Here is a 23,178-nt window from a genome sequence, read left to right on the forward strand (position 1 = left end):
CCAACGACCATTATTTGCCTGGCTGGCGCAGGGACTCTCGTGCGTCCGCTCCACTCCCATGACTAAACGCACTGATAGACGAGCAGGCCGAGGCCGGCTAAGAACGCATGAAGGCTAAGTTCGCCCGAGCTTGGTGGTTGCTGCTGGGATTGGTGGCTGCCGCGCCGGCTTTTTCGGCCCCGCTGGATGTCATCGTCATCCTCAGTAACGATTCGGCTCCTTATACTGAGCTTGCCGACGGCATCGCCGCCGGTCTCGGTCAGGCCGGCGGCCACGTGCGCGTGCTACCGCTATCGGCAGCGACCCAGCTCGAAGGCGCAAATTCGGATGTCGTCGTCGCTGTCGGTCTGAAGGCGGTCAATACCGCCGCCGCCATGGACGTACATGCGCCGGTGTTAGCGGCGTTAATTCCCAAGGCCAGTTTCGACAAGATCGCTCGTGTCCAAAAGGGCAAAAGCGAACCGTCGGCGTTCTCCGCCGTTTATCTCGATCAACCGATTGCGCGCCAGCTCGACCTGATTCGTTCGGTGATGCCGACGAAAAAGCGTATCGGCGTCATCGTCGGTGCCGACTCGCAAAGCTTGTTGGAGCCGTTACAGATAGAGGCACGGCTCCGGGGTCTCGAACTCAATGCGGTACGCATCAATAGCGAGGCTGAATTGTTTCCGGCGTTAGAGAACGTGCTGAGTCAGTCCGATGTATTGTTGTCGCTGCCGGACTCACTGGTGTCTTCACCGCACACGATTCAGAGCGTGCTGTTCACGGCGTATCGTTATCGCGTGCCGGTCATCGGTTTCTCGCCTGCGTATGTACGCGCCGGGGCACTGGCGGCGGTCCACAGCACGCCGGTTCAGATCGCCCAGCAAGTGACCGACATCCTCCGGCGTTCCACGCCATCGTCGGTGGTGTTACCGCCGCCGCAATATCCGGATTACTTTCAAGTCGACGTTAACCAGCGGGTGGCGCATTCGCTCGAGATCGACGTGGGCACCAGCGATGCGATCGCCGCTAAGCTCAAGGCGAGGGCGAAACCGTGAAGCGCTGGAACATCAATATGCGTGTGCTAATGGTCGCCGTCGTGCCGTCGTTGTCGATCGCATTGTTGTTGAGTATCTATTTTGCGCGGTCGCGCTTCGCTGATCTCGAAGGTGCGCTGGCCGACCGTAGTCTCGCCATCGCTCGGCAGTTGGCGCCGGCGGCTGAATTCGGTGTCTTTACCGGTAACCGTGAAGTGCTCGACCGCTTGGTGGCAGCGGTCGCCAAAGAACCGGATGTTACCGCGGTGACAATCCGCGATGCCGATGACAAGGTGCTCGCCAGTAGCAGTGATTCCGTCATTCCACCGATGCACCATGACGCCACTGTCCCCATGCAGAGCGACGCCGACGACGGCAATCGATTCGTATCGAGCGCACCGATTCAGCAAAGCCGGATCGAGCTGGAGGATTTCTTCAGCGAAGCCGCATCGGCCCCGAGTGCGACCGAGCCGAAAGTGATCGGTCGCGTATACGTGGCCATGTCGCGCTCGGTGTTGGCGGCGCAACGCGCGCAAGTCGTGTTCGATACGTTAGTGATTACGTTTTTGATACTGGTCGCGAATGTCTTGTTGGCGGTGCGCATGGGTCGCAACGTGTCGCGGCCGATGGACAAGCTCACACGCGCGGTACAAAAAATCGCCGACGGTGACCTCGACGCGCGCGTGACGCCCGATTCCGGCGGTGTTGTCCGGGGGCTCGAAGACGGCGTCAATGCTATGGCGGCGGCGCTCAAGTCGGCGCACGCCGATCTCGAGCGCCGCATCGCCGACGCGACCGCGCAATTGGAGCAGAAGAAGGAAGAAGCGGAGCGCGCCAATCGCGCCAAGTCGCGATTCCTCGCCGCTGCCAGCCACGATTTGCGGCAACCACTGCATGCGCTCGGCCTATTTGTTGCCAGCCTGTCGGAGAAACCGCTGGCGGAATCGACGCGGCGCACGGTGCAACAAATCGAGCGTTCGGTGGTAGCGATGCAAGACCTGCTCGATGCCTTGCTGAATATTTCCAAACTGGACGCCGGCGCGATCACCCCGAACGTGACCGACGTTCCGGTGTACAAGCTGATCGCGGCGATGGAGATGCACTACGCCGCCGCGGCGGATAATAAAGGAATCGATTTTCGCACGGTGCCGTGTAGCGCGGTGGTGCGTAGCGATTCGGTATTACTCGAGCGTATTCTGCTTAATCTGGTCGCTAATGCGGTGCGTTATACCGTTCAGGGAAAAATCTTGCTCGGCTGTCGACGCCGCGGCGATAAGTTGCGTATCGAAGTATGGGATACCGGTATCGGCATCCCGGAGAATCAACAACAGCACATCTTCGACGAGTTCTACCAAGTCGCCGGCAGCCAGCTATCGGCGGAGCGAGGTCTCGGCCTCGGCCTCGCTATTGTCGATCGCTTGGCGCGGTTACTCGGACACAGTATTAGTCTGCATTCGGCTCCCGGACAGGGTTCGGTATTCGTCGTCGAAGTTCCGCTCACGCTCGGCAAGGCGGACGACCGTACGACGCCGGTGGCGGCGACGGCGGTCGGCCGCGAATTGGAAGGACTGTTAGTGTTGGTGGTCGATGACGATGCGTCGGCGCTGCTTGCGACGAAAGCGTTGTTGGAAAGCTGGGGTTGCAGCGTGTTTGCCGCTCGTTCCGGCGCCGAGGCCAAGTGGTATTTGTCGGCGGCACGCGAACGGTTGCCGCAACTGGTGATTTGCGACTACCGGCTATCGAGCGCCGAGACCGGAATTCACGTGCTCGATCATATTCGCCAGAGCGTCTCAGCCGACATCTGCACCATCCTCGTCAGTGCCGATACCTCGGCTGAGGTGTTGCGCGCCGCGCAGGAGAGCGGTTATCCGTTGCTATATAAGCCGTTGCGGCCGGCGAAGTTGCGGGCGTTGACGTTGCACTTGCTGGCGCGCGCGCCGGCCTAATTGCAATCAATGCAGCTGCGCGCTGAACGAGACGAACACGCGCCGGCCAATGATGTTCTCCTCCCGGAAATCGACATATTCGTTGTCCAGTGCGTTTTGTACGACCAGCGCCAGTTCGCCACGCAATTCGTTACAGCGCAGTTGATGTGCCAGCCGTAGATCCACGCGCGCGTAGTCTTCGATTTGGTCGCCGTCGCCCATCCACAGCATGTCGTCGACTCGATAATACGCAACACTGCCGGACCAGGCGTCGGCTAGCTGGTGCGATGCCAGTAGGCTGATGGTATGCCGCGGTACGGACGAGGCGCGATTTGTCTGATTGCGCACGGCGTCAGCGCCGATGACGCTACTGTCGGCGTCCATGTAGGCGAGGCCGACGGATAGGCGCGTCTTCGTGTCGACATGCCAATCGATTTGGGTGTCGATGCCGTCGACGATGACATCGCCTTCGTTGCGAAAACTGAAGGCTTGACCTTCCGGGTCGGCGGCGGGTACGACGTACTCGGTGATCATGTGATGCAACCGGTCGCGGTAAATGCGCACGTCGATCAGCAATCGATTGGCCAGTAGCTGCCCGAGGTAACCCGCTTCGTACGATTCCATCGACTCGGACGCTAAGTTTTCATTGCCGTCGATATTGTGTTCCAACAGCAGACCGTTGTAGAAAAATTTCTCATCGCCGCGCACTTCAAGCAATACCGGCGTACGCGCCGCCTTGGACGCCGCGAGTCGCAGCGTATGTTGTGGTGTCAGGTGGTGATTCAACGCCAACCGCGGCGAAACTTCGGTATCGGTCAAATCCGTTTTCTCGACCATGGCGCCGGCGTTGATGAAAGTTTGCGGGAGTGCATGCCACTCGGCGTTAGCGAAGAAACGATGCAAGTGATTTTCGATGGTGTCGCCGGTGTTGAACCACGTTTGCGAACGTACGCGATCGAGGCGCGTACCGGCGCCCCAGACCAAGCGCCAATCGTCGAACGGTTGCAGGGTGTGTTGCAGCTCGAGGTCGTATCGTTCTTCGAATGAATCGAACGACACCGGCACGCGGACGATGCCGATTGGCGGCCCGAGATTCAGCGGTTGCGCTAAAAAGTTGTCGTCGTATTTGCGGTAGTTGTGAAACAGCTGGATCGCGAGCTCTTGGTCGGCCGCGAGTCGGCGGCTCCAGCGCAGCAATTGGTAACTCGTATTCGCCTCGGTGTCGCGCGGCGTACTGACGGTATCGTTAGAGATGCCGTTCTCAGCACGCGCCTCGCTGGCGCCGAATTGCAGCTCCAGGCTGTCGTGGTTGTCGAGTAGTAGATCGGAACGCGCGTTCACGAACGGTACCCGACTGGTATCCGGGCGCCCGTCGATGCCGTCGTCGGCGCGGTAGCCGGCGGTCACGCGCGTATGGTGGTTCGGGCCGGACGTGCCATAGCGGACAGTGCCGTCGAAAATGTCGTGGCCGCCATCGTTGATCTTGACGAACGAGCCCACGTCTTGCGATGGATGGCGGGTAATGATGTTGATGACGCCGTGCACCGCGTTGGCGCCGTAAGTCGCGGCGTTGGGGCCGCGGATGACTTCGATACGTTCGATGTCGTCGACTGCCAACGGCAGCTCGTACCAGAATACACCGCCGAACAGCGGGCTGTAGATCGAGCGGCCGTCGATCAAGACTTGCATGCGGCGCGAATTCTCGTCGCTCAATCCGTGATACGTCACGGTCGGCAGATGGCCGTTGGAATAGCCGATTTGAAAACCTGGGACGAATCGGAACAGCTCTGGGATCTGACGAGCACCGGATGCCCGGATCATGTCGCGATCGATGACCGTTATCGCCGCCGGCGTTTCCGATTTTGGTTGCGCGAGGCGCGTCGCTGTGAGGACGATCGGCAATTCGCCGATGAATGCATCTTCCGATAATTCCGGTGTTGCCGATGTCTCCGCATCCGCTGCTTGTACCAACAGCGACAGTAAAAGTACTACGGGAGCTAACGAACAGAGAATTTGCCGCCGGCGACGGGTTAGCGCTGTTTGCTGTGGTTCCATTCTTAATTTTCTTACTCACCCTTATTGCCCGCTACCTGCGGGCGAACGGATCAATACGCAGCCGACCGCCGACATGCATGGCGTTTTAATGCGTATTGATGCTTTTGGCTGCGCCGATAGTGTCGAGTTGCAGGCCAAGGCGGCCGACGGCGATGACCGCCTGTACGCGATTGGTTACGTTAAGTGCCCGCAAGATGGCAGTGATGTGAATCTTGACGGTGCTTTCCGCGAGCCCGAGCTCGCGCGAGATGATCTTGTTCGGTTTACCTTGCACGAGCAGCGCCAGGATCTGCGCCTGTCGCTGCGTTAGTCCGAGATCGGATGCGGTCTTGGTGCGTTCGCGCGCGAATGTATTAATCGACATTAACGGTTCGGTCGACGTCGACGCCGAGTTCAGCACCTCGGTCGGTAAGTAGATACCGCCCGACAACACCAGTCGCAAGGCGCTCAACATCACCTGGGTGGTCGCCGTCTTCGGAACGAATCCCATCGCGCCTTTGTCGAGTGCGTCGAGCACTGTCTGCCGCTGATCGTGGGCCGACAGCACAACGACCGGGATAGCCGGGTGCCGCTCGCGCAGGGTTGTCAGCGCCGAGAAGCCGTTGGCGTCGGGCAAATTCAGATCCAACAGTACCAGCTCCATGTCGGGATGCTGGTCGGCGATGCTCAAGGCGTCGGCAGTGCTACGCGCCTCGAATACTTCGGCGCCGCGCTCGAGCTCTTGCAAGTGGTCCCGCAAGGCATCGCGCACGAGCGGATGATCGTCAACAACGAGGATTTTCATCGAGAGTACAAAATCCAGCAGTGCCATCGGCGACAGCGATCCGCCGGACCCGTGGCTGTTGTCGCTTTCCCTACCAAAAGTATCATCGCCGTCCTTTGCGAGGCGCGTGGATGCTACCTACGAATGCGCGCCACTGTCGCCTGAAATTAACTGGAAAACAAGTTGCCGAAGGAACGACCCGTCGGGCGCCAACTATAGTCGCTCGCTGTTTTCAAATCTCGTTGTCGATAGGCACTTTGGTGCCGAAATGCGTTAGAACCTACGCCTAATACGAAAGTACTTATGTATTATGCGTCCGCTGTCGATACCAAAACCAAATTTGTCACAGAACATTGCGCGAAGGGGAGGATAACAATGCCTATTACTTTTTCTAGCTCCACGCTGGTCCGGAGTTTTTGTTTGTCGTTGTTCGCGATGCTGGCCGGTTGCGGCGGCGGCGGTAACGGCGGCGGCGACGAATCGACGCCGCATGGCACAGTCAGCGGGACGGTTTATGCCCCTAACGGCACTGACCCGATCGCCAATGCCTTGGTCTACCAGCCGCAAGCGGACAAGGCGTTGCGGCCGTTTTCTCGGGCGGCGTCCAATTGCGAAGAGCCGGGTGTCGCTTATGTGGTCAAAACGTGTACCGGACCGGACGGCACGTTCCAGTTGTCAGGGCTAGTGTCCGGCAGTACCACGCTGGTTATCGCCAAGGGGTTATTCAAGAAAACCATCGTAGTGACGGTCGCGACCGACGGAACGGTAGCGTTATCGAAGGAGCAGTCGACGTTGCCGAATGCCGAGACCGACGGCGCACAAGTTCCACGGATCGCCATCGTCACCGGTGCTTATGATCGTATGGAGGACGTCTTTGCCAAGCTGGGACTGGGTACCGTCGATGCGAATGGTCGACTCATGCTCGGCACCGAACGGTTCACGCTGTACAGCGGTACCGGCGATCTGTTGCCCACGAGCTATCGGAAATTCGATGTATTGCTAGCCGACATCGGCGAGCTGAAGAAATACGATCTGATCGTTATCAATTGTGGTACCGACTACGAAGACTCGTTGGCTAGCGCCGATGTGCGTGCCCGTCTGCGTCAGTACGTGATCGACGGCGGGCGAATCTATGCCACCGATCTTTCCTACGATTTTATCGAACAGCCGTTTCCGGAGTTTGTCGACTTCGCTGGCAGCGACGAGGTGGCGGCGGGTGCGCCGGAACATTTGTCGGCGGCCGAGTTGGGGAAGGAGGGCATTACGACCAATGCCAGCGTGCTCGATGTCTCGCTGAGTGGCTGGTTAGGATTGTCAGTAACGTGTGGACCGAACGCTAGCAATTGCGTAAATGGCGATGGCACAGTGCACGTCGAGGACTTTCTCGGTGGTTGGGCGGTTATCAATGGCGCGCATGCCGGTGCGAACGTCAAGTTTTGGACGGAAGGCAACGTTTCTTGGTACTCCGGCCCGACGCTTACCGAGACCACATCGGGGGTTAAGCCATTGACGCTCAACTTTACCGTCGGTGCCGGCAAAGTGCTGTTTTCGTCGTATCACACCTCTGGCTCGCCGCACACGCACTTTCTGGCGCAAGAGCGAATCCTGCAATATCTCATCTTCGAAATCGTCGAATAGTCCGGCGGACTGGTGTCAGCGCGTGCGATCGGCACGCGCTGGTATTAGCGCACCCAACGCCAGAAGCCGGCGCAAGCGAGCAGCGCTAGCGCGCTAGAGGTGAGAAACGCAACGTTGGCACTGAACATTGCCCACAAGCCGCCAAGCAGCAAGCCCCCCGGAATCGTCGCCAAACCAACCAGCATATGAAACCAGCCAAACGCGGTGCCGCGTTCGGCCGGTGGCGCGAGATCGCGGACCAAGGCGCGTTCGGCACCTTCGGTAAGGCCGAAGTAAAAACCGAGCATCAAGCTCCACGCCCACAACATCATTGGTTGATGCACAAAGCTGAGCGCGAACAAGGTAACGGTGTACACGAGCCAGCCGGTGAGGATCAACGGCCGGCGGCCGACACGGTCGGTGTGACGCCCGGCCTGTTCCGAAATAACCGCCTTGATGACGTGCATCGCTGCCCACAATAGCAGTAACTCAACGACGCTCATGCCGAGCTGATGACCCCGCAACAACAAGAATGTCTCGGGAATTTTTCCGAGCGTGAACAGCGCCATGATCGCTAAGTAACGCCGCGCCGGTGTGCTGAGCATCGACCACTTGAGCGGAGTGAGTGGCGTCGGTGGGGTGGTTGATCGCGCCGGTTCTTTTACGCCGAGGGCGATGAGTGCCACGGTCAATACTCCGGGAATAGCCGATAGGGCGATAACGACGTCGAGCCGAGCGGTGCCCCAATAAACGACGGCAGCCGCCAACAGTGCACCGAGCACCGCACCCGTATGGTCGAGGGCGCGGGCAAAACCGTAGGCACGTCCGACCTGATCGTCGTCGATCGCGTCGGCAATCAATGCATCGCGCGGCGCCGTCCGTACACCTTTGCCGATACGGTCGCTGGCGCGGAGGGTCAGCACGGTCAACCAACTGCCGGAAAGACTAATGAGCGGACGTACGCTATTCGACAGCAGGTAACCGAGCATCACGTACGGCTTGCGTCGTTGCCCCGCACGATCGGAATGGCGTCCGGCCCAAAGTTTCAGCAAATTCGATACCGCATCGGCCACGCCTTCGATCAACCCGAGCGCCAGCGGCCCGGCGCCGAGCACGCTCGCGAGCAGCAACGGCATCAGCGGCGTTACCATCTCGCTCGCCATATCATTTAACAAACTGACGAAAGCGAGTACGACGACGGTGCGGGGTAGGGGGCGAACAGCGAGTGATAGCGGTTGCATGTCGTTAGGCGTCCTCGAGTATATTGTTGCCGCCGTGGCTGCTTCCTGCATGTTGATTGCCGCGGCTCGCCGCATTATACGTGGGGTATCCGCCGCCAGCAGGCGCGACATCAAGGAGACGATAATGATTCCGAGGGCTGTCGCGGTGAGTCGTGCTATCGCTTGGCTTTTCTATGGTTGGCGAATTGTCGCGGCACATGCCGGCGCATGGATCGTGCTCAGCATTCTCCTGCTCCTCATTTTGGTCGGCCTCTCGTTATTACCGGTCGTTGGTCTGTTCATCGGTGCATTATTTTTCCCCGTGCTCTGGGCCGGCATGCTGTATGGCGCGCATGAAGTGCGGTGCGGTCGGCCATTACGTGTGGCACATTTATTTCGGGGGTTTTCTAATTCGGCAGTATTAAGGCAGTTGCTGCTGTTAGGTGTGGTCGAGATAACTGCAGTGGCGGTGGGTCTTGGCATCGTCGCGTTATTTATGGGTGCATCGATCATGGGAATGATGGATAGCGGGGCGGCACACAACTTGGTGCAACTGCGTAATGGACTGATGGTTTTATTGCTGGCGAGCGTGGTGCATCTTGTCGCAATTGTTCTGCTTTACTTCGCAATCCCCCTGGTAGTATTGCGTGGCCTTGGCGCCGCTGCCGCAATGGGCAACAGCGTGCGGGCATGTCTCCAGAACCTATTGCCGCTGTTGGTTTTTAGTCTGGCGTATTCCATATTGGCACTGGCGGCGACGTTGCCGTTTGGGCTCGGTTGGCTGTTATTGCTGCCGTGGTCGGCGGGCATGTCGTATTGCAGTTATGAAGACGTTTACCCCGAATAAGACTCGAGTTCTTTTTTTACGACCAACAATTAGGAGATAAGCATGTTTCTTCGCCGGAGAGTCGTTGCCGCATGGTTTGCATTTGTTGCCGCGCCTGGTTTTGCTGCCAGCGGAAATACCAATTGCCAAGCATTGCCGACGGCATCGCAATTGAAAGGGTATTTGATCACCGCGCCCTCCGAAGGTGGTAAAGCCGGCGGCTTGTTCGAAGGCAAGTTGATGTGGGCGGCGGTGGTGAATCGTGCCGGCGTGGTTTGCGCCTTCGCAACATCGACTAGCGATCCGGCGCAGGTGTGGCCCGGCAGTCAAGCGATCGCCAAGGCCAAGGCGTATACCGCCAACGCTTTTAGTCTCGATACGTTCATGTTGTCGACCGCGCGTCTTTATACGTTGACGCAGCCGGGACATTCGTTGGCGAGCCTCGGCCAATCGAATCTGTTTAATCCGGAATTCCTGGCAGCACCGAATGGTCAGAACGGTAGACAGCAGATTGCCGGCGGTCTGATTTTCTTCGGCGGCGGTGTACCGATTTATCGCAACGGCAAAATCATCGGTGGCCTCGGCGTCAGTGGCGATACCGCCTGCGCCGATCATGAGATCGCCAAGCGCGTGCGGACTCTTGCCGGCCTCAATCCGCCGGGTGGTCCGTTGGTGGACGACATTACGTATTCCTCGGTCGACGGCGCCAGCGTGTTTACGCATCCGCTGTGCGTGAATACCTATCGTAATGGCACGCTCATTGGCCAAGAGGCGGCGGCGAGCGGGTATTAAAGTAAGAAGAGAAGGCTGTTTGACCCCTACCCTAACCCTCCCCCGTTACACGGGGGAGGGGACGGATGGCGCAAACTCGTTTTATGAATGGCAAGGCGTTATGGAGGGCGCGTGCTTGTCGGCGGCGGCCTCCGCCATTTTGGCGCGTTTGAAATCTGCAACCACGATCTGACGTTTTGGCGATCCATTAACGATGCACTTCACCCAACCCATCGGTGTATTCGATTCCGGCGTCGGCGGCTTGTCGGTGCTGCGCGAGATTCGGCGCGAGTTACCGCAGGAAGACGTGTTGTACGTCGCCGATTCGGCGCATGCACCGTACGGCGATAAATCCAACGCCTTTATCGAGCAGCGCTCGATCGCCATTAGCGAATTTTTGCTGGCGCACAATGCCAAGGCGATCGTCGTCGCTTGTAATACCGCCACCAGTGCGGCTATTGCCGCGTTGCGTGCGCGTTTCACGGTGCCGATTGTGGGAATGGAGCCGGCGATCAAACCGGCAGTCGCTAAGACCAGTTCCGGCATCGTCGGCGTACTGGCAACGGTTGGCACCGCGTCCAGCGAAAAATTCTCTGGTTTGCTCGCACGATTCAATCAGCACGCGCAGATTCTGGTGCAGCCGTGCTCGGGGTTAGTGGAGCAAGTCGAGATCGGTGAGCTCGCGACCGCCAAGACGCGCGCGTTGTTACAGCGTTATGTGGCACCGCTGTTGGCGCGCGGTGCCGATACCATGGTGCTGGGTTGCACGCACTATCCGTTTTTGGCGCCGCTATTGCGTGAGATCGTCGGCGCCGATATCGCGATCCTCGATCCGAGCTCCGCCGTCGCGCGCGAGGTACGGCGGCGGTTGCAACTGAGCGACTTGTTGTCGGCCGATGTTGCCAACGGCGGTGAACGGTTTTGGACGAGCGGGTCGGTCGCAACCGCCAACCGTGTTATCGCCCAGCTTTGGGGATCGAGCGTCGACGTTTCGCCGTTGTCGTAGGTAGGCATTGATGGCGGAGCGTGGTGCCGGATGCGCGCGGAATCGCTCTAGTTGCGGATGGTGACGATAACCACGAGTGTTGCCGCGTAGTACCTCGCGCGCGAGCAGGGCTTCGCGCCAGGCGGCGACTAGCCCGCGCGTGTCGAGATAGCGCGGATGTAGGGTTCAGAGGCGCATGGGTATTTGATCGGCGCTATTGGTTGGTAGGAGTCCTCCAATTGCTGCGCCGGGAACGGGCGCAGCAATCGTCAATCGACCGTCGTTAGTAGGCTGCTAAAACGGCAACGAAATGTCGGGGCGTACGCGCCGAAGAAAATCGCGGAAGCGATCTTGAATGCGTTTCAGGGCTTCTGCGGTATCGCCTTCGAATCGCAACACCAGCATCGGCGTTGTGTTCGACGCGCGTACCAGACCGAAGCCATCGGGGAAGTCGACACGCAGGCCGTCGATGGTAGTTACCTGGGCATCGGCAAAATCGGCATGCTTGACCAGTTCCTTGATGGCAGCGTGGTGCTCGCCTTCGGCGAATTTGATATTGAGCTCAGGTGTGTTCACCGTGTTCGGTAACGACGCGAAGATCTCCGCGACCGGCCGCGGGTCGTGCGACAACAACTCGAGCAGGCGGGCACCGGCGTACAGGCCGTCGTCGAAGCCGTACCAGCGCTCTTTGAAAAAGATATGACCGCTCATTTCGCCGGCGAGTAGCGCGCCAGTTTCCTTGAGCTTGGCTTTGATCAACGAGTGACCGGTTTTCCACATCAGCGGTTTGCCGCCGGCTTTAGTAATTTCCTGTGCGAGCGTGCGCGAGCATTTGACGTCGAAAATAATGCTGCCGCCCGGATTGCGCTTGAGCACGTCGCGGGCATACAAAATCATTTGCCGATCGGCCCAAATAATATTCCCGTCCGGCGAGATGACGCCGAGACGATCACCGTCGCCGTCGAATGCAAGACCGACGTCGTAGCCGCCTTGGCGTACGGTCTTGATGAGATCGACGAGATTTTCCGGTTTGCTCGGATCGGGATGATGGTTCGGGAAGTTGCCATCGACATCGCAATAAAGCTCTGTCAGCTCACAGCCGAGTCGACGAAACAGCTCGGGTGCGACCGCGCCGGCGACACCATTGCCGCAATCGATAGCGATACGCATCTTGCGGGTGAGTTTGACGTCATCGACGATGTGCTCGAGATAGGCGCTGCGCACGTCGATGGCGCTGACTGTGCCGCTGCCATGGGTAAGGTCGTTGTGTTCGAGGCGCGTGCGTAACGCTTGGATGGCATCGCCGGACAACGTTTCGCCGGCGATCATGATTTTTAGGCCGTTGTAGTCGGGCGGGTTGTGGCTACCGGTAACGCTGATGCCGGAACCGGTGCCGAGATGATGCGTGGCGAAGTAGAGCACCGGCGTCGGTACTTGGCCGATGTCGACGACGTCGCAGCCGGCGGCGTTCAAACCGCGCGCGAGCGCGCGCACGAGCTCTGGTCCGGATAAACGACCGTCGCGGCCGACGGCAAAACGACGACTGTTGCGAGCGCGCGCTTCCGAGCCGATGGCATGGCCGATACGTTCGACGATCTCCGCCGTCAGTTGGCGACCGACGACACCGCGGATGTCATAAGCCTTGAAGATTTCGGGCGGCGGTAAAACTGCTTGCGGACGCGCGGTGGAAACGGGGGTGGACATGTTGGACCTCTCTTTTATACAAGGTCCAAGTGTAAAACAATGGCTCTGGTGACGGCTACCGCGCGTTAGCTCGCCAGCATCAGCGAGTGTCGTTCCAAACCTTTTGCAGGATGATAAACCTTAGTGTTGTTGCGACCCGCTTCCTTCGCGTACAGCAACGCTTTGTCGGCGCGCCATAAAACTTCGTCGAACTGCGTGTCGTCATCCGAGATCGCGCTCAAGCCCCCGGTCCAGCGCAGGGAATGAACCACGCCATGGGTTAGCATGACCTCGCGCGGCAATTGTTGGCGCAGTCGCTCCACGAATTGCGCGGCCTTTTCCACCGGCATGTAGGGATAGACGATGCAAAACTCGTCGCCGCCGAGCCGCGCGAGAAAATCGCTTTCGCGCACGCACGCACGTAGCGCTTTCGAAAAGTTGACGATCAACGCATCGCCGGCGTCGTGCCCATGCTGGTCGTTTACCGATTTGAAATAGTCGACGTCGATAATCAGGACCGACGATGTACCGCGTGATTTATTAGCATCGAACAATCGACGCAGACGACGTTCGAAGTGGCGACGGTTGCTGAGCTGCGACAGATGATCGATGAGGCCGAGATCTTTGAGTTCCGCTTTCTCTTGCACCAGCTTACTGCTGGAGTCGCGCAGGTATAGAAAAATTTCGTTGAATTCGCGCAGCTCGAGGGGATAGTGCTCGCGCACTTCTTCAGCGCGCACGTCCTGAAACATACGCGCGAGCGATTGAATATCGTTGTCGAGGGCAGCGCGGACCGCGCGATAGAGCCGGAAGACAGCGACGCCGATGCCGATGGCGGTGAGACCGGCGAGTCCAGAATAAAATAGCGCGAGCGCGGAAAGCGGTGTGGTGTTTGCCGCTAGTTCCATCATCAGTAAGTAGCCGGTGAGACCGGCGAGCGCGAGACATAGCGCTACCTGTACCCCCGCTTTTATAAATAGTCGCCCGATCGACTGGGTCGTCATGTTCCGCCCCCTGTGGCGTAGAAGCCGTCCTGACTCTCTACGTCTCAGTATAGAGGGCCGAACCTCTCTGCCAGCGGGGGGTGTATCGACGGTGCAGCTTTGCGGATACTTGGTCGGAAGTGTCTATTTCTTGCCAGTATGGCCGAAACCGCCGGCACCGCGGGGGGTCGCCACAAATTCGTCGACCACCTCGAACTGCACCGGCACCACCGGGACGAACACCATTTGCGCGATACGATCGCCCGGTTCGAGCGTGAACGGTTGATCGCCGCGGTTCCACAGCGACACGAAAACTTGCCCTTGATAGTCGGCGTCGATCAGGCCGACTAAGTTGCCAAGTACGATACCGTGCTTATGGCCGAGGCCTGAGCGCGGTAGCAGCACGGCGGCGATGTGCTTTTCCTTAATATGGATAGCGAGACCGGTCGGTATCAGATGCGTCTCGCCCGGGGCGATATGAATGTGTTCGTCGATACACGCGCACAAATCCATGCCGGCGGCGCCATCGGTGGCATATCGCGGCAGCGGGAATTCGTTACCGACGCGCTTGTCGAGAATCTTGAGTTCTACTTTCTGCATGGTACCTCAGGGCAATTTCGTGGATGAGAGCGCGAGCGAGCGCGCCTTTGGGCGCGCGCGTTAATGGTGTGCTGCCGGTTCGATCAACCAGCAGCAACTCGTTGTCATCGGCCTCGAAGCCCAGACCTTGGGCCCCGACTAGGTTGGCAGCGACCAGGTCGATATTTTTGGTTTGCAGTTTCGCACGAGCGTATGTTTCAAGGTCGTCGGTTTCGGCGGCGAAGCCGACGGTATAGATCCGCGGCTGGTGTTTGGCGACGGCCGCTAAGATGTCTGGGTTGCGTACGAGCTCGATCGTCAGCTGTTCGGAAGTTTTCTTGATTTTATGGGCGGTGGTCTTGACCGGACGGTAATCGGCGACCGCAGCGACGCCAATAAAAACTTGAACGTCGTTTAGCTGCGCCTGCACTGCTTGGTACATCTCTTCAGCACTGATTACACGCACCGTCTGCACCCGTGCTGGATCGGGCAGGTTGGTCGGGCCGGAGATCAGCACCACCTGTGCGCCGGCCTCGGCGGCGGCGGTAGCGACGGCGTAGCCCATCTTGCCCGAGCTCTTATTCGTGATAGCGCGTACCGGATCGATCGCTTCCCAGGTGGGGCCGGCGGTGACGACGACCTTGAGGCCGTCGAGCTCGCCGGTGGCGAACAGGTCGGCGACCTGCTCGACCAGGTCCACCGGTTCGAGCATGCGCCCGAGACCGATCTCGCCGCACGCCTGCTCGCCGGCCGCTGGGCCGAACACGCGCAGCTTGCGCGCGCGCAGCTGCTTCAGGTTCTCCTGGGTCGCGGCGTTGCTCCACATCTGCTGATTCATCGCCGGCGCGACCGCGACCGGTGCCGCGGTGGCGAGGCAGATCGCGCTCAACAAATCGTCGGCGCGCCCGTGCACCAGCCGCGCCAAAAAATCCGCGCTCGCCGGCGCGATCAAGACCGCGTCGGCCCAGCGCGCGATCTCGATATGGCCCATGCCGGCCTCGGCATCGGTGTCGAGCAGCTTCTGGTAAACCGGGTGGCCGCTGACGGCTTGCAGCGTCAGCGGCGTGATGAACTCGTTGGCCGCCAACGTCATCACCACCCGCACCTCGGCGCCGGCGCCGCGCAGTCGCCGCACCAGGTCGGCGCTCTTGTAAGCGGCGATGCCGCCGGTGACGCCGACTAGGATGCGTTTGTTGATGAGCCTGCTCATGCGCCAGAGTGTAATGGCGCGGCGGCGGTTGTGCGAGAGGTCGACAACCCGTACGCAATGCGAGTGCGCGGGTAGCGATTTCTCCGCAAATTACCATCTTTCTTTGCGCGATCGTTCGTCGACGCTGGTCGGTTGGTCGGCTAACAGATTGCTATCGATGTCGGTTAGGGGGTCTATCTCGATGTTTTTTGTCGGAAACTCGAGGTCTGTGCGTTTGCTTGATTATAGCTCGCGTGCTCTTCCTTGTTGAGCGAGAAATGTTTTAAGGCATCTAGCGCGCCGATTTTTATTTCCGGCGTTTCATCCATGTGCGTGGTGTTCGCGCTCGATCACGGTTGCGCCGACACTAATGCGTTTGCCATCGGGCACGCGTAGTCAACGCCGATCGCATTCAGCGTTCCAGTCGGCCGACGACGTCGGCGCTTATCCTGCTGTACACGGTGTATTCTTCGCGGCTGAGCGAGCAGCGTTGCAGCGCCGCTAATGCACCGGCCTTGGTTTCGAGGGGCTCGTTGTCGTTGCGGGCGATGCCAAGCAGCGCGCTTTTCAGCCGCGACGAGCTGGTCGAAGTTTCATGGATGGCGGCGAAGGCCGCATTGCGTACTTCGCCGGCAGAGTCCGACAACGCCTCGTACAGGCGTTGTTCGGCGAGGTTGCCGCTGCGGTCCCATGCGGCCAGCGCGCGCAGACTTTCGCCGCGCAACGTTGGATCGTCGGCTTGCGCCAATTCTGCGAGTCGCGTCACGACCGCTTGCGCCTGGTCCGGTTCGACCTCGCCTGGGCGCTTGAGCGCTGCGACCACCTGGCTTAGCACGGCAGGATCTTTTTCGCTTTGCAGCGCTGCGGCGACCAGGTCCGACACGCGGTTCTCGATCGGCAAATTGCGCAGCAGCGCGAATCCTTTTTGGCGCGACGCCGTGTCGGCAGAGCTTGCTAGCTTGAGTGAGAATTCGACCAGCTCCGGAGATGCGACGCCAGCGAGCAGCGATTTGAGTATGCTGCGCTTATCCGGTTGCGACTCGTAGCGCCCCATGAGCTCGCGCAACACTGACGGGTCGGTTTGCGCGAGTCGGTGTAACTGCAAAAACGTCGCGGCATCGATGGCGTTGGTATTCAAGGCCGCGGTCAGCCGCTCGAGCAGCTCCGCGGCGGAAACTTTCGATTTGGTCGCGGTGGCGCTCGAGAGAGAGCTTGTGGAAGACGGCCGCGCATTGCAGTTCGCGGTCGCCGCCGATGGTATCGTCACCGCGGCATCGGCGCGGCGCGAGGACTGCGCGCCCTCGCGCCATAGCACGGTCCCGACGCCGGCGGCAAATCCGGCGGCGAGGGTGATGACAGAGAAAACCGCGGAGGCGTAACGCTTCATTCTAAATCCTCGCTCGACGCTCGAGTCAGCAGTGCCCGGCGACGAAGCCGTTGCTGCCGGTGTAGATATAACCGTCGGTGACATCACCGTTGTTCCAGCCGCCGCGATCCGCCGGCGCTTGCACGCCGGCCCACATGCCAGACGATGCGTCGTAGATCGCGTACGACATGTGGTCCCATATGTTCGTCCACCCCCAGGCGCCGTAGATCCAGCGGCCTTCGGTTTGGCAATAAATCAGCACGTTGTCGCCGTCGTAGAGCTGGCCGATGATGTCGGTGGTGCCGGGCGTGGCGCTGTTGTACGCCGATGCGCGCACATTGAGGGACGAGCCGGTGCCGTAGACGGTGGCGATCGGGAAGTCGGCCAGGGCAGTTGCACAGGCAAGCGTCGCGAACGTAAATGCGGTGCTTGTCAATAGTGCGCGAGGCATGCGCGCTGCGCGTTGCTTGGGTTTGACGGCATAGGTCATGGTGATGTCTCCATAGATGACGATGGGGATAGAAGTATAAAACCCTTCATTTGGAAGGTATGATTCGGTCGTAATCGTCGTGCATAGGCCCATCGCGTTACATCTGTACAGAAGTATGCAATCGTCTATACGAAAGCGTATCCCAACTCGCAGGCGTAGATTTTAAATTGATTCGTGGAGGGTAGAACGACGTAGCGTTGGCGAGAAAGAAAACTATCGGATCGCATGACAAGAGAAGGCCATCGATGAATATCGACGAAGCGGTCATGGCGGAGCAGGCGCGCTATCTCCATCGGGGATTGCGCATCGGCGTCGGCGGCAGTTTCGCCGCCGTCTGCTTCTCCGTGTTGGTGTATTGGCCGAGCGCCGCGCACGAGCGCCTGATCGCCTGGCTGGGATTGGCGTCGGTGCAATCGTTTTACCGCTTTTACGAGTGGCGCCGGTTTCGCGGCGTAGAGTTCACGCCCGGCGTCGCGCGTCGTTGGTTGCGGCGCATGTGGTTGGGTTCGGCGATCACGTCTGGTCTTTGGGGCGCCGCGGTTTTCGTGATTCTGTCGCGTGGACCCGAGCAGCTGCAGCAACTCTTTCTCGGATTCGGCATTGCGCTGTTCGGCGTGGTCGCGATGTTCAGCTACGGCGCCTACTATCCGGTGTTCCTGTCAGCGTATCTACCGCTGTGCGTTCCCGTTCTTATCATGATCGCCGTCGGTCATGTGAACTTGCCGGCGGCCGATGCCGGTTTACTTTTGATTTTTGTCATCTTGATCCTGTTGGCGGCGCGGCGCTTCAATCGCACCATTGTCGAATCGCTGCGTTTGCGTTTCGAAAACATCGATCTGATTAACGAGCTGCGAACGGAAAAGGACGCCGCTGAGGGGGCCAATTTGGCGAAATCGCGTTTCCTCGCCGCCGCCAGTCACGATCTGCGGCAACCGATGCACGCGATTAACTTATATCTCGGCACGCTCGCGGCATTCCAGCTATCTGCTAAGGCGCATGCGTTGCTCGCCAAGACCCACCAGTGCGCGCAAACCATGGACGAGATGTTCCGGGCGTTGCTCGACATGTCGCGTCTCGATGCCAGTGCCGTGCAGCAGCAGATTCGTGTGTTTCCCATTGCGCCGATCTTCGAACATCTCCGGGTCCAGTTTGAACCGCAAGCGCGAGCGAAGGGACTTGAGTTACGTTTTGCCCGGAGCTCGGCATTCGTGCGTTGCGACGCGGCGATGGTCGAGCGCATTCTTTGCAACTTGGTGGCCAACGCCGTGGGTTATACCGAGCACGGGAGAATACTCGTCGGCTACCGTCGCCGTGGCGCGTTGCTGCGGTTGGCAGTCTACGATACCGGCCCGGGTATTCCGTCGGACAAGCGGCACGCGGTGTTCGAGGAGTTCTACCAGCTGGGCAATCCCGAGCGCGATCGCACGAAAGGCTTGGGGCTTGGGCTTGCGATCGTGCAGCGCCTGGCGAGATTGCTGGCCACTCCGATTACGCTGATATCGTCACCCGGACGAGGATCGATGTTCGCCGTCGACGTGTTGCGGGCAGCGCCGGAAGAACAGCCAGCGACAGAGCCGAGCATCACGAGCACGCTGGGCGTCGATCGACTAGCCGGTGCGCTGATCGTCGTGATCGATGATGAAGAACTGATTCTTGACGCCACGCGTACATTACTCGAGCAATGGAGCTGCCAGGTCGTCACCGCGGCGTCCGCGGCGGCGGCGATCGCGCGGCTGGCGACAAGCGCGCGCGTGCCGGATGCGCTCATTTGCGATTACCGACTACGAGGTGAAGAAAGTGGGGTCGATGCGGTCGCGGCACTGCGGATGGAATTCAACGAAGACATTCCGGCGTTGCTCATTACGGGTGATACGGCGGCGGAGCGTATTCAGGAGATTACCGCAAGCGGCTTACCCGTTTTGCACAAGCCGGTTGAGCAAACCGAACTGATCCAGATCTTGTCGAGTTCGATCAAGCGCCAGGTCGTCAGCGAGAGCAGCGGAATCGTTATTCGGTGTGACTCGTGAGCGGCTGTTGCGTACCTAGCCCTAATCGGCGCGCTACCAGCACCGCTTGGGTGCGGTTAGTGACGCCGAGCAGGCGGAAGATCGACGAGACATGCATTTTTACCGTTACTTCGGCGAGGCCGGCGCGCAATCCAATTTCTTTATTCGAATAACCATTCGACAGAAGACTGAGAATTTCATGTTGTCGTGCCGTCAGCACAGGCAACGACTTTCGCAAAAAAGCCGTTTTGCCTGGCGACACGATCCATTCCGGGTTCGCCGGTTCGCTGGTCAACACGCGGCAGACGATTTCAGCCAAATCTTGCGTTGGAACCGTCTTCGAGACAAAAATTTTTGCGCCGGCGCTAAAGGCGGCGTCGACATCGCGGCGATCGTCCGATGCGGAGATCACCATCATCGCTGTTTTCGGGCAGGCGCGCCGGAACGCGACGATGGCATCGGTTCCGCTCAATCCGGGTAGACCGATATCAAGCACTACTAAACGTAATTCCGGTAGCGTCGTCGCGATGCGCAGACCTTGCTCGGCCGAGTCGGCAGCGACGGCGCCAGAATCGCCGAGAATCGCTTCCAGCAGTTGTACAAGGGCGTCGCGATATAGCGGGTGATCGTCTACGACGAGCGCCGTAGCATTCGCATCCACCGTTTTGAAAGTCGGATGGATTGTCCGTGTAATTCTAAGAATAGGTTCGCCGAAGTTGCTCATGTAATACGCTCCCATAAAAGTATCACGTTCGGTTAACTTCCTAGTTTCCGTATTCCACCCCGAGTATCGCCCAAGCGCTTGCAGACCTAACGGTGTAGCGGTTGCCCGAAGGTGCCGATCTGTTTGTGGGCAGATTGCGCATCGACTAGAGTCTCAATCTTACGGATAAAAACCAGAAACGCACAGGATATTACCGTGGCAATCACCGACTGGCCCGAGGCCGAGCGCCCGCGCGAAAAGTTATTGGCGCGCGGCGCCGAGGCGTTGTCCGACGCCGAGCTGCTCGCCATCTTTTTGCGCACCGGCGTGCGCGGCAAGACCGCGGTCGACCTAGCGCGTGAGCTGCTGACGCGCTTCGGCGGATTGCGCAATCTTCTCACCGCCAGCCGCGAGTCCCTGTGCGAAGCGGTGGGCTTGGGGGAGGCGAAGTATGTGCAGCTGGTGGCAGCGCTCGAAGTCGGCCGGCGCCACCTCGAAGCCAAATTGGTCCGCGGCGCCGCGTTGGAGTCGCCCAGCCCAATGAGACGCTCAACTTTCTGCAGGCATGCTTGCGTGACCGGACTTACGAGGTGTTTTGCTGCCTATTTCTCGATAACCGTCATCGGGTGCTGGCGTTTGAAGAGCTGTTCCGGGGATCCTTAAGCGGCACCGCCGTGTATCCGCGCGAAGTCGTACAGCGGGCACTGAAGCTCAATGCCGCTGCTGCCATTCTGGTCCACAATCACCCGTCGGGGGTGGCCGAGCCTAGCCGGGCGGACGAGGTCCTGACCGAACGCCTGACCGAAGCCCTGGGCCTGATCGACGTGCGGGTCCTGGACCATATTGTGGTCGGGGATGGAGAGTGGGTCTCTTTCAGTGAGCGCGGACTCTTATAGATACCCGCCGGGGCTATCCTCGGCTCCGGGATTCTGGTATAAAACCGCTCCTTTTTCGGCCGCACCCGGAGCATTTGTTATGTCCAGAGTCTGTCAGGTTACCGGCAAGCGCGTACGCGTTGGCAACAATGTCTCGCACGCCAACAACAGAACCAAACGCCGCTTTCTGCCGAATCTGCATTACCGCCGTCTTTGGGTGGAGAGCGAAAAGCGTTGGGTAAGCCTGCGGCTATCGCACCAGGGACTGCGGACCATCGATAAGAAGGGTATCGATGCCGTGCTCGCCGAGATGCGCGCCCAAGGCGTGAAGGTTTAAGGAGCACATATCATGGCCAAGGCAATTCGCGAAAAGATTAAGCTAGTCTCGAGCGCCAATACGGGACATTTCTACACCACCACCAAGAACAAGCGCACGATGCCGGACAAGCTTGAACTCAAGAAGTACGACCCGGTGGTTCGTAAGCACGTTATGTACAAAGAAGCCAAGATCAAGTAATCGGCCCCTCGGTCGTTTACTCGCAAAACCCGGCCGTGTGCCGGGTTTTGTTTTTTTACGGTTAGGGGGTGAATAAGGCCAGGGTGTCGTAGCCGAATTTCAGCGTAAGTACCGTCAGCAGGCCTAAGAACAGTCGACGAATAAAGGGCGTTCCGCGCGTCAGTGCCATATGGCTGCCGGTGATCGATCCGGTAATGTTGGCGGCCGCCATGATTGCTACGGTTAGCCACAGCACGTTGCCGGTAGGTAAGAAATACAAGAGGGCCGCCAAATTTGTCGTTGTGTTGATAACTTTGGCGCTTGCCGAAGCATTTAGAAAGTCGTAGCCAAAGTAGCGCACGAACACGAAGATTAAAAAAGTACCGGTCCCTGGGCCGAAGAAGCCATCGTAAAAGCCAAGCACGGCGCCTGTTGCTAGCCCGGCCCATTTCTCCGCCGTTCCTTCGAGACGGGGTCCATGAATCGAGCCAAGATCTTTCTTTCTGAAGGTATAAACCGCTACCACAACTAGCAGAGCGAGCACCAAGGGTCGAACCGCCGTTACTGGCAGGTGGCTGACCGCACGAGCCCCTAAGAAGGAAAAGATAAGAGCGCCGAGCGCCGCTGGAAGTAGCATCGGCCAACGGAATCTCACGCCACGGGCATACCGAACTGTGGCTACCGACGTCCCACAGATGCTAGCCATTTTGTTAGTACCGAACAGTGTGCCCGGGCTTGCCTGAGGGTAGGCGGTAAAAAGCGCTGGGATTTGAATCAATCCGCCACCGCCGACGACGGCGTCAACGAACCCAGCGAGAAACGCGAATACCCCGAGAAATAGCAGTTCCAGATGTCATTTCCTCCTGGGGAGTTGCCATCCGCCGTTTATCCGCGCTTTTTCATCATTTGCGGGCTAAACTTCAACGTAGGTCAGCGAACACGAAGGCTATACAAGTTACTATTTTTCTGACATAAATAATGCAGCATTATCCCTTCAGAAGGGTTGGCTTGTGTACGCATTGAGTCAACAAGTACTTCGAACCGATGCTTCCGGGATCCCGCTCGAATGGATCGACTTTAAGGAGGCAGTGCGGGCGTATTATTTAGGCCAGGTGGTTTTTTCACTGGGCGTGCCGCTCTATCAGATTTACGGCGGCTACAACGCCATCACCGGCGAGCGCTCTCTCATCGAAGTCAATTCGATCGTTGCCACGCATGGCGATAGCCACGCGGCCCTAAGGTCGCGCGCGCACTACATTCCACCGCTCAACAACCAGGCGCTGTTCGCGCGTGATGCGCACATGTGTATGTATTGCGGTGGGCAGTTTTCAGCGCGTGGCCTGTCGCGCGACCACATCCATCCGCTCAGCAAGGGGGGCAACGACTCCTGGAAGAACGTGGTCACCGCCTGCAAGCGTTGCAACAATCGTAAGGCGGGGCGGACCCCGGAGCAGGCCGGCATGGAACTCCTGGCAGTGCCATTCGTGCCGACCCATGCGGAATACATCTATCTGCAGGGAAAACGTGTGTTGGCAGATCAAATGGAGTTTCTGCTGGCGCACTTCCCGCACACGAGTCCGCTGCATCAACGCTTGTCGCGGCTGATTTAATTCCTCGGGCGATATAACAA

21 protein-coding genes and 1 pseudogene are annotated in these 23,178 nt (G+C 59.1%); 11 read left to right on the forward strand and 11 right to left on the reverse strand.

Annotation, left to right across the window (positions count from 1 at the left end; all coding sequences use genetic code 11):
- Positions 1-107 precede the first annotated feature (107 nt).
- Together HY308_05650 and HY308_05655 are read left to right on the forward strand one after the other, a co-directional pair.
- A complete protein-coding gene (locus tag HY308_05650) occupies positions 108-1,037 on the forward strand; it encodes a hypothetical protein (protein MBI3897769.1) in 930 nt (309 codons plus the stop codon).
- Positions 1,034-2,962 carry a response regulator gene (locus HY308_05655; GenBank protein MBI3897770.1) on the forward strand — a complete coding sequence of 643 codons (1,929 nt, stop codon included), beginning with the start codon at positions 1,034-1,036 and terminating at the stop codon, positions 2,960-2,962. The genes HY308_05650 and HY308_05655 overlap by 4 nt, the downstream gene beginning before the upstream one ends.
- Before the next feature lie 6 nt (positions 2,963-2,968).
- Here the strand turns inward: HY308_05655 and HY308_05660 are convergent, their stop codons facing one another.
- Complete coding sequence (locus tag HY308_05660; GenBank protein MBI3897771.1) at positions 2,969-4,996, reverse strand: TonB-dependent receptor; 2,028 nt, start codon at positions 4,994-4,996, stop codon at positions 2,969-2,971.
- Between the two features lie 85 nt (positions 4,997-5,081).
- A complete protein-coding gene (locus HY308_05665; GenBank protein ID MBI3897772.1) occupies positions 5,082-5,780 on the reverse strand; it encodes a response regulator transcription factor in 699 nt (232 codons plus the stop codon).
- Positions 5,781-6,134: 354 nt separating this feature from the next.
- Here HY308_05665 and HY308_05670 point away from each other — a divergent pair, with 354 nt between their 5' ends.
- Positions 6,135-7,397 (forward strand): carboxypeptidase regulatory-like domain-containing protein, encoded by a 1,263-nt coding sequence (locus HY308_05670; protein ID MBI3897773.1) that lies wholly within the window; start codon positions 6,135-6,137, stop codon positions 7,395-7,397.
- A 44-nt stretch (positions 7,398-7,441) separates the two neighbouring features.
- Here HY308_05670 and HY308_05675 read toward each other — a convergent pair whose 3' ends face one another.
- Positions 7,442-8,617 carry an MFS transporter gene (locus HY308_05675; protein ID MBI3897774.1) on the reverse strand — a complete coding sequence of 392 codons (1,176 nt, stop codon included), beginning with the start codon at positions 8,615-8,617 and terminating at the stop codon, positions 7,442-7,444.
- A gap of 124 nt (positions 8,618-8,741) precedes the next feature.
- Here HY308_05675 and HY308_05680 point away from each other — a divergent pair, with 124 nt between their 5' ends.
- The 3 genes from HY308_05680 to HY308_05690 all read left to right on the forward strand — a co-directional run bounded on the left by HY308_05680 (position 8,742) and on the right by HY308_05690 (position 11,199).
- The gene (locus HY308_05680; protein MBI3897775.1) at positions 8,742-9,443 is read left to right on the forward strand and encodes a hypothetical protein; all 702 of its coding nucleotides are present in this window, start codon (positions 8,742-8,744) and stop codon (positions 9,441-9,443) included.
- A 42-nt stretch (positions 9,444-9,485) separates the two neighbouring features.
- The gene (locus HY308_05685) at positions 9,486-10,214 is read left to right on the forward strand and encodes a heme-binding protein (GenBank protein ID MBI3897776.1); all 729 of its coding nucleotides are present in this window, start codon (positions 9,486-9,488) and stop codon (positions 10,212-10,214) included.
- 193 nt (positions 10,215-10,407) lie between these two features.
- Entirely contained in the window at positions 10,408-11,199 is a 792-nt protein-coding gene (locus tag HY308_05690) for a glutamate racemase (protein MBI3897777.1), read from the forward strand.
- A 273-nt stretch (positions 11,200-11,472) separates the two neighbouring features.
- Here the strand turns inward: HY308_05690 and HY308_05695 are convergent, their stop codons facing one another.
- The 6 genes from HY308_05695 to HY308_05720 all read right to left on the reverse strand — a co-directional run bounded on the left by HY308_05695 (position 11,473) and on the right by HY308_05720 (position 17,468).
- Positions 11,473-12,882: a phosphomannomutase/phosphoglucomutase gene (locus HY308_05695; GenBank protein MBI3897778.1), complete on the reverse strand. Its 1,410-nt coding sequence runs from the start codon at positions 12,880-12,882 to the stop codon at positions 11,473-11,475.
- Positions 12,883-12,947: 65 nt separating this feature from the next.
- Entirely contained in the window at positions 12,948-13,865 is a 918-nt protein-coding gene (locus tag HY308_05700; GenBank protein MBI3897779.1) for a GGDEF domain-containing protein, read from the reverse strand.
- A gap of 123 nt (positions 13,866-13,988) precedes the next feature.
- Positions 13,989-14,444, reverse strand: coding sequence for a dUTP diphosphatase (dut, locus tag HY308_05705; protein ID MBI3897780.1), 456 nt, complete (start codon positions 14,442-14,444; stop codon positions 13,989-13,991).
- Positions 14,401-15,633, reverse strand: coding sequence for a bifunctional phosphopantothenoylcysteine decarboxylase/phosphopantothenate--cysteine ligase CoaBC (coaBC, locus tag HY308_05710; GenBank protein MBI3897781.1), 1,233 nt, complete (start codon positions 15,631-15,633; stop codon positions 14,401-14,403). Before coaBC ends, dut begins: the two co-directional genes overlap by 44 nt.
- 391 nt (positions 15,634-16,024) lie before the next feature.
- Entirely contained in the window at positions 16,025-16,999 is a 975-nt protein-coding gene (locus HY308_05715) for a hypothetical protein (protein MBI3897782.1), read from the reverse strand.
- A 25-nt stretch (positions 17,000-17,024) separates the two neighbouring features.
- Positions 17,025-17,468, reverse strand: coding sequence for a hypothetical protein (locus HY308_05720; protein MBI3897783.1), 444 nt, complete (start codon positions 17,466-17,468; stop codon positions 17,025-17,027).
- Between the two features lie 245 nt (positions 17,469-17,713).
- Here HY308_05720 and HY308_05725 point away from each other — a divergent pair, with 245 nt between their 5' ends.
- Entirely contained in the window at positions 17,714-19,495 is a 1,782-nt protein-coding gene (locus HY308_05725; protein ID MBI3897784.1) for a response regulator, read from the forward strand.
- Here the strand turns inward: HY308_05725 and HY308_05730 are convergent.
- Positions 19,476-20,198 (reverse strand): response regulator transcription factor, encoded by a 723-nt coding sequence (locus HY308_05730; GenBank protein ID MBI3897785.1) that lies wholly within the window; start codon positions 20,196-20,198, stop codon positions 19,476-19,478. The two genes, HY308_05725 and HY308_05730, sit on opposite strands and share 20 nt — an antisense overlap.
- Before the next feature lie 195 nt (positions 20,199-20,393).
- Between HY308_05730 and radC the strand changes: the two are divergent.
- The 3 genes and pseudogenes from radC to rpmG all read left to right on the forward strand — a co-directional run bounded on the left by radC (position 20,394) and on the right by rpmG (position 21,569).
- A pseudogene (gene radC, locus HY308_05735) lies at positions 20,394-21,073 on the forward strand (DNA repair protein RadC).
- A gap of 79 nt (positions 21,074-21,152) precedes the next feature.
- Positions 21,153-21,389 (forward strand): 50S ribosomal protein L28, encoded by a 237-nt coding sequence (gene rpmB / locus HY308_05740; protein ID MBI3897786.1) that lies wholly within the window; start codon positions 21,153-21,155, stop codon positions 21,387-21,389.
- A gap of 12 nt (positions 21,390-21,401) precedes the next feature.
- Complete coding sequence (rpmG, locus tag HY308_05745; GenBank protein ID MBI3897787.1) at positions 21,402-21,569, forward strand: 50S ribosomal protein L33; 168 nt, start codon at positions 21,402-21,404, stop codon at positions 21,567-21,569.
- Between the two features lie 61 nt (positions 21,570-21,630).
- On the opposite strand, the gene HY308_05750 is transcribed toward rpmG, so the two are convergent.
- Positions 21,631-22,392, reverse strand: a complete 762-nt coding sequence (locus HY308_05750) for a TSUP family transporter (protein MBI3897788.1) — start codon at positions 22,390-22,392, stop codon at positions 21,631-21,633.
- A 166-nt stretch (positions 22,393-22,558) separates the two neighbouring features.
- On the opposite strand from HY308_05750, the gene HY308_05755 reads away from it, so the two are divergent.
- The gene (locus tag HY308_05755; protein MBI3897789.1) at positions 22,559-23,158 is read left to right on the forward strand and encodes an HNH endonuclease; all 600 of its coding nucleotides are present in this window, start codon (positions 22,559-22,561) and stop codon (positions 23,156-23,158) included.
- Positions 23,159-23,178: the final 20 nt, after the last annotated feature.

The organism is Gammaproteobacteria bacterium (assembly GCA_016199745.1).
In the GTDB taxonomy this organism is placed as follows: Bacteria; Pseudomonadota; Gammaproteobacteria; order Acidiferrobacterales; family Sulfurifustaceae; genus JACQFZ01.

Excerpts from the sequence above, each read along its gene's own strand:
- HY308_05730 (MBI3897785.1), bottom strand. The coding sequence starts at position 20,198 with ATGAGCAACTTCGGCGAACCTATTCTTAGAATTACACGGACAATCCAT.
- HY308_05695 (MBI3897778.1), bottom strand. The coding sequence starts at position 12,882 with ATGTCCACCCCCGTTTCCACCGCGCGTCCGCAAGCAGTTTTACCGCCG.
- rpmB (MBI3897786.1), top strand. The coding sequence starts at position 21,153 with ATGTCCAGAGTCTGTCAGGTTACCGGCAAGCGCGTACGCGTTGGCAAC.
- HY308_05690 (MBI3897777.1), top strand. The coding sequence starts at position 10,408 with ATGCACTTCACCCAACCCATCGGTGTATTCGATTCCGGCGTCGGCGGC.
- HY308_05715 (MBI3897782.1), bottom strand. The coding sequence starts at position 16,999 with ATGAAGCGTTACGCCTCCGCGGTTTTCTCTGTCATCACCCTCGCCGCC.
- HY308_05720 (MBI3897783.1), bottom strand. The coding sequence starts at position 17,468 with ATGACCTATGCCGTCAAACCCAAGCAACGCGCAGCGCGCATGCCTCGC.
- HY308_05665 (MBI3897772.1), bottom strand. The coding sequence starts at position 5,780 with ATGAAAATCCTCGTTGTTGACGATCATCCGCTCGTGCGCGATGCCTTG.
- coaBC (MBI3897781.1), bottom strand. The coding sequence starts at position 15,633 with ATGAGCAGGCTCATCAACAAACGCATCCTAGTCGGCGTCACCGGCGGC.
- dut (MBI3897780.1), bottom strand. The coding sequence starts at position 14,444 with ATGCAGAAAGTAGAACTCAAGATTCTCGACAAGCGCGTCGGTAACGAA.
- HY308_05700 (MBI3897779.1), bottom strand. The coding sequence starts at position 13,865 with ATGACGACCCAGTCGATCGGGCGACTATTTATAAAAGCGGGGGTACAG.
- HY308_05680 (MBI3897775.1), top strand. The coding sequence starts at position 8,742 with ATGATTCCGAGGGCTGTCGCGGTGAGTCGTGCTATCGCTTGGCTTTTC.
- HY308_05725 (MBI3897784.1), top strand. The coding sequence starts at position 17,714 with ATGAATATCGACGAAGCGGTCATGGCGGAGCAGGCGCGCTATCTCCAT.
- HY308_05685 (MBI3897776.1), top strand. The coding sequence starts at position 9,486 with ATGTTTCTTCGCCGGAGAGTCGTTGCCGCATGGTTTGCATTTGTTGCC.
- rpmG (MBI3897787.1), top strand. The coding sequence starts at position 21,402 with ATGGCCAAGGCAATTCGCGAAAAGATTAAGCTAGTCTCGAGCGCCAAT.
- HY308_05660 (MBI3897771.1), bottom strand. The coding sequence starts at position 4,996 with ATGGAACCACAGCAAACAGCGCTAACCCGTCGCCGGCGGCAAATTCTC.
- HY308_05675 (MBI3897774.1), bottom strand. The coding sequence starts at position 8,617 with ATGCAACCGCTATCACTCGCTGTTCGCCCCCTACCCCGCACCGTCGTC.
- HY308_05670 (MBI3897773.1), top strand. The coding sequence starts at position 6,135 with ATGCCTATTACTTTTTCTAGCTCCACGCTGGTCCGGAGTTTTTGTTTG.
- HY308_05650 (MBI3897769.1), top strand. The coding sequence starts at position 108 with ATGAAGGCTAAGTTCGCCCGAGCTTGGTGGTTGCTGCTGGGATTGGTG.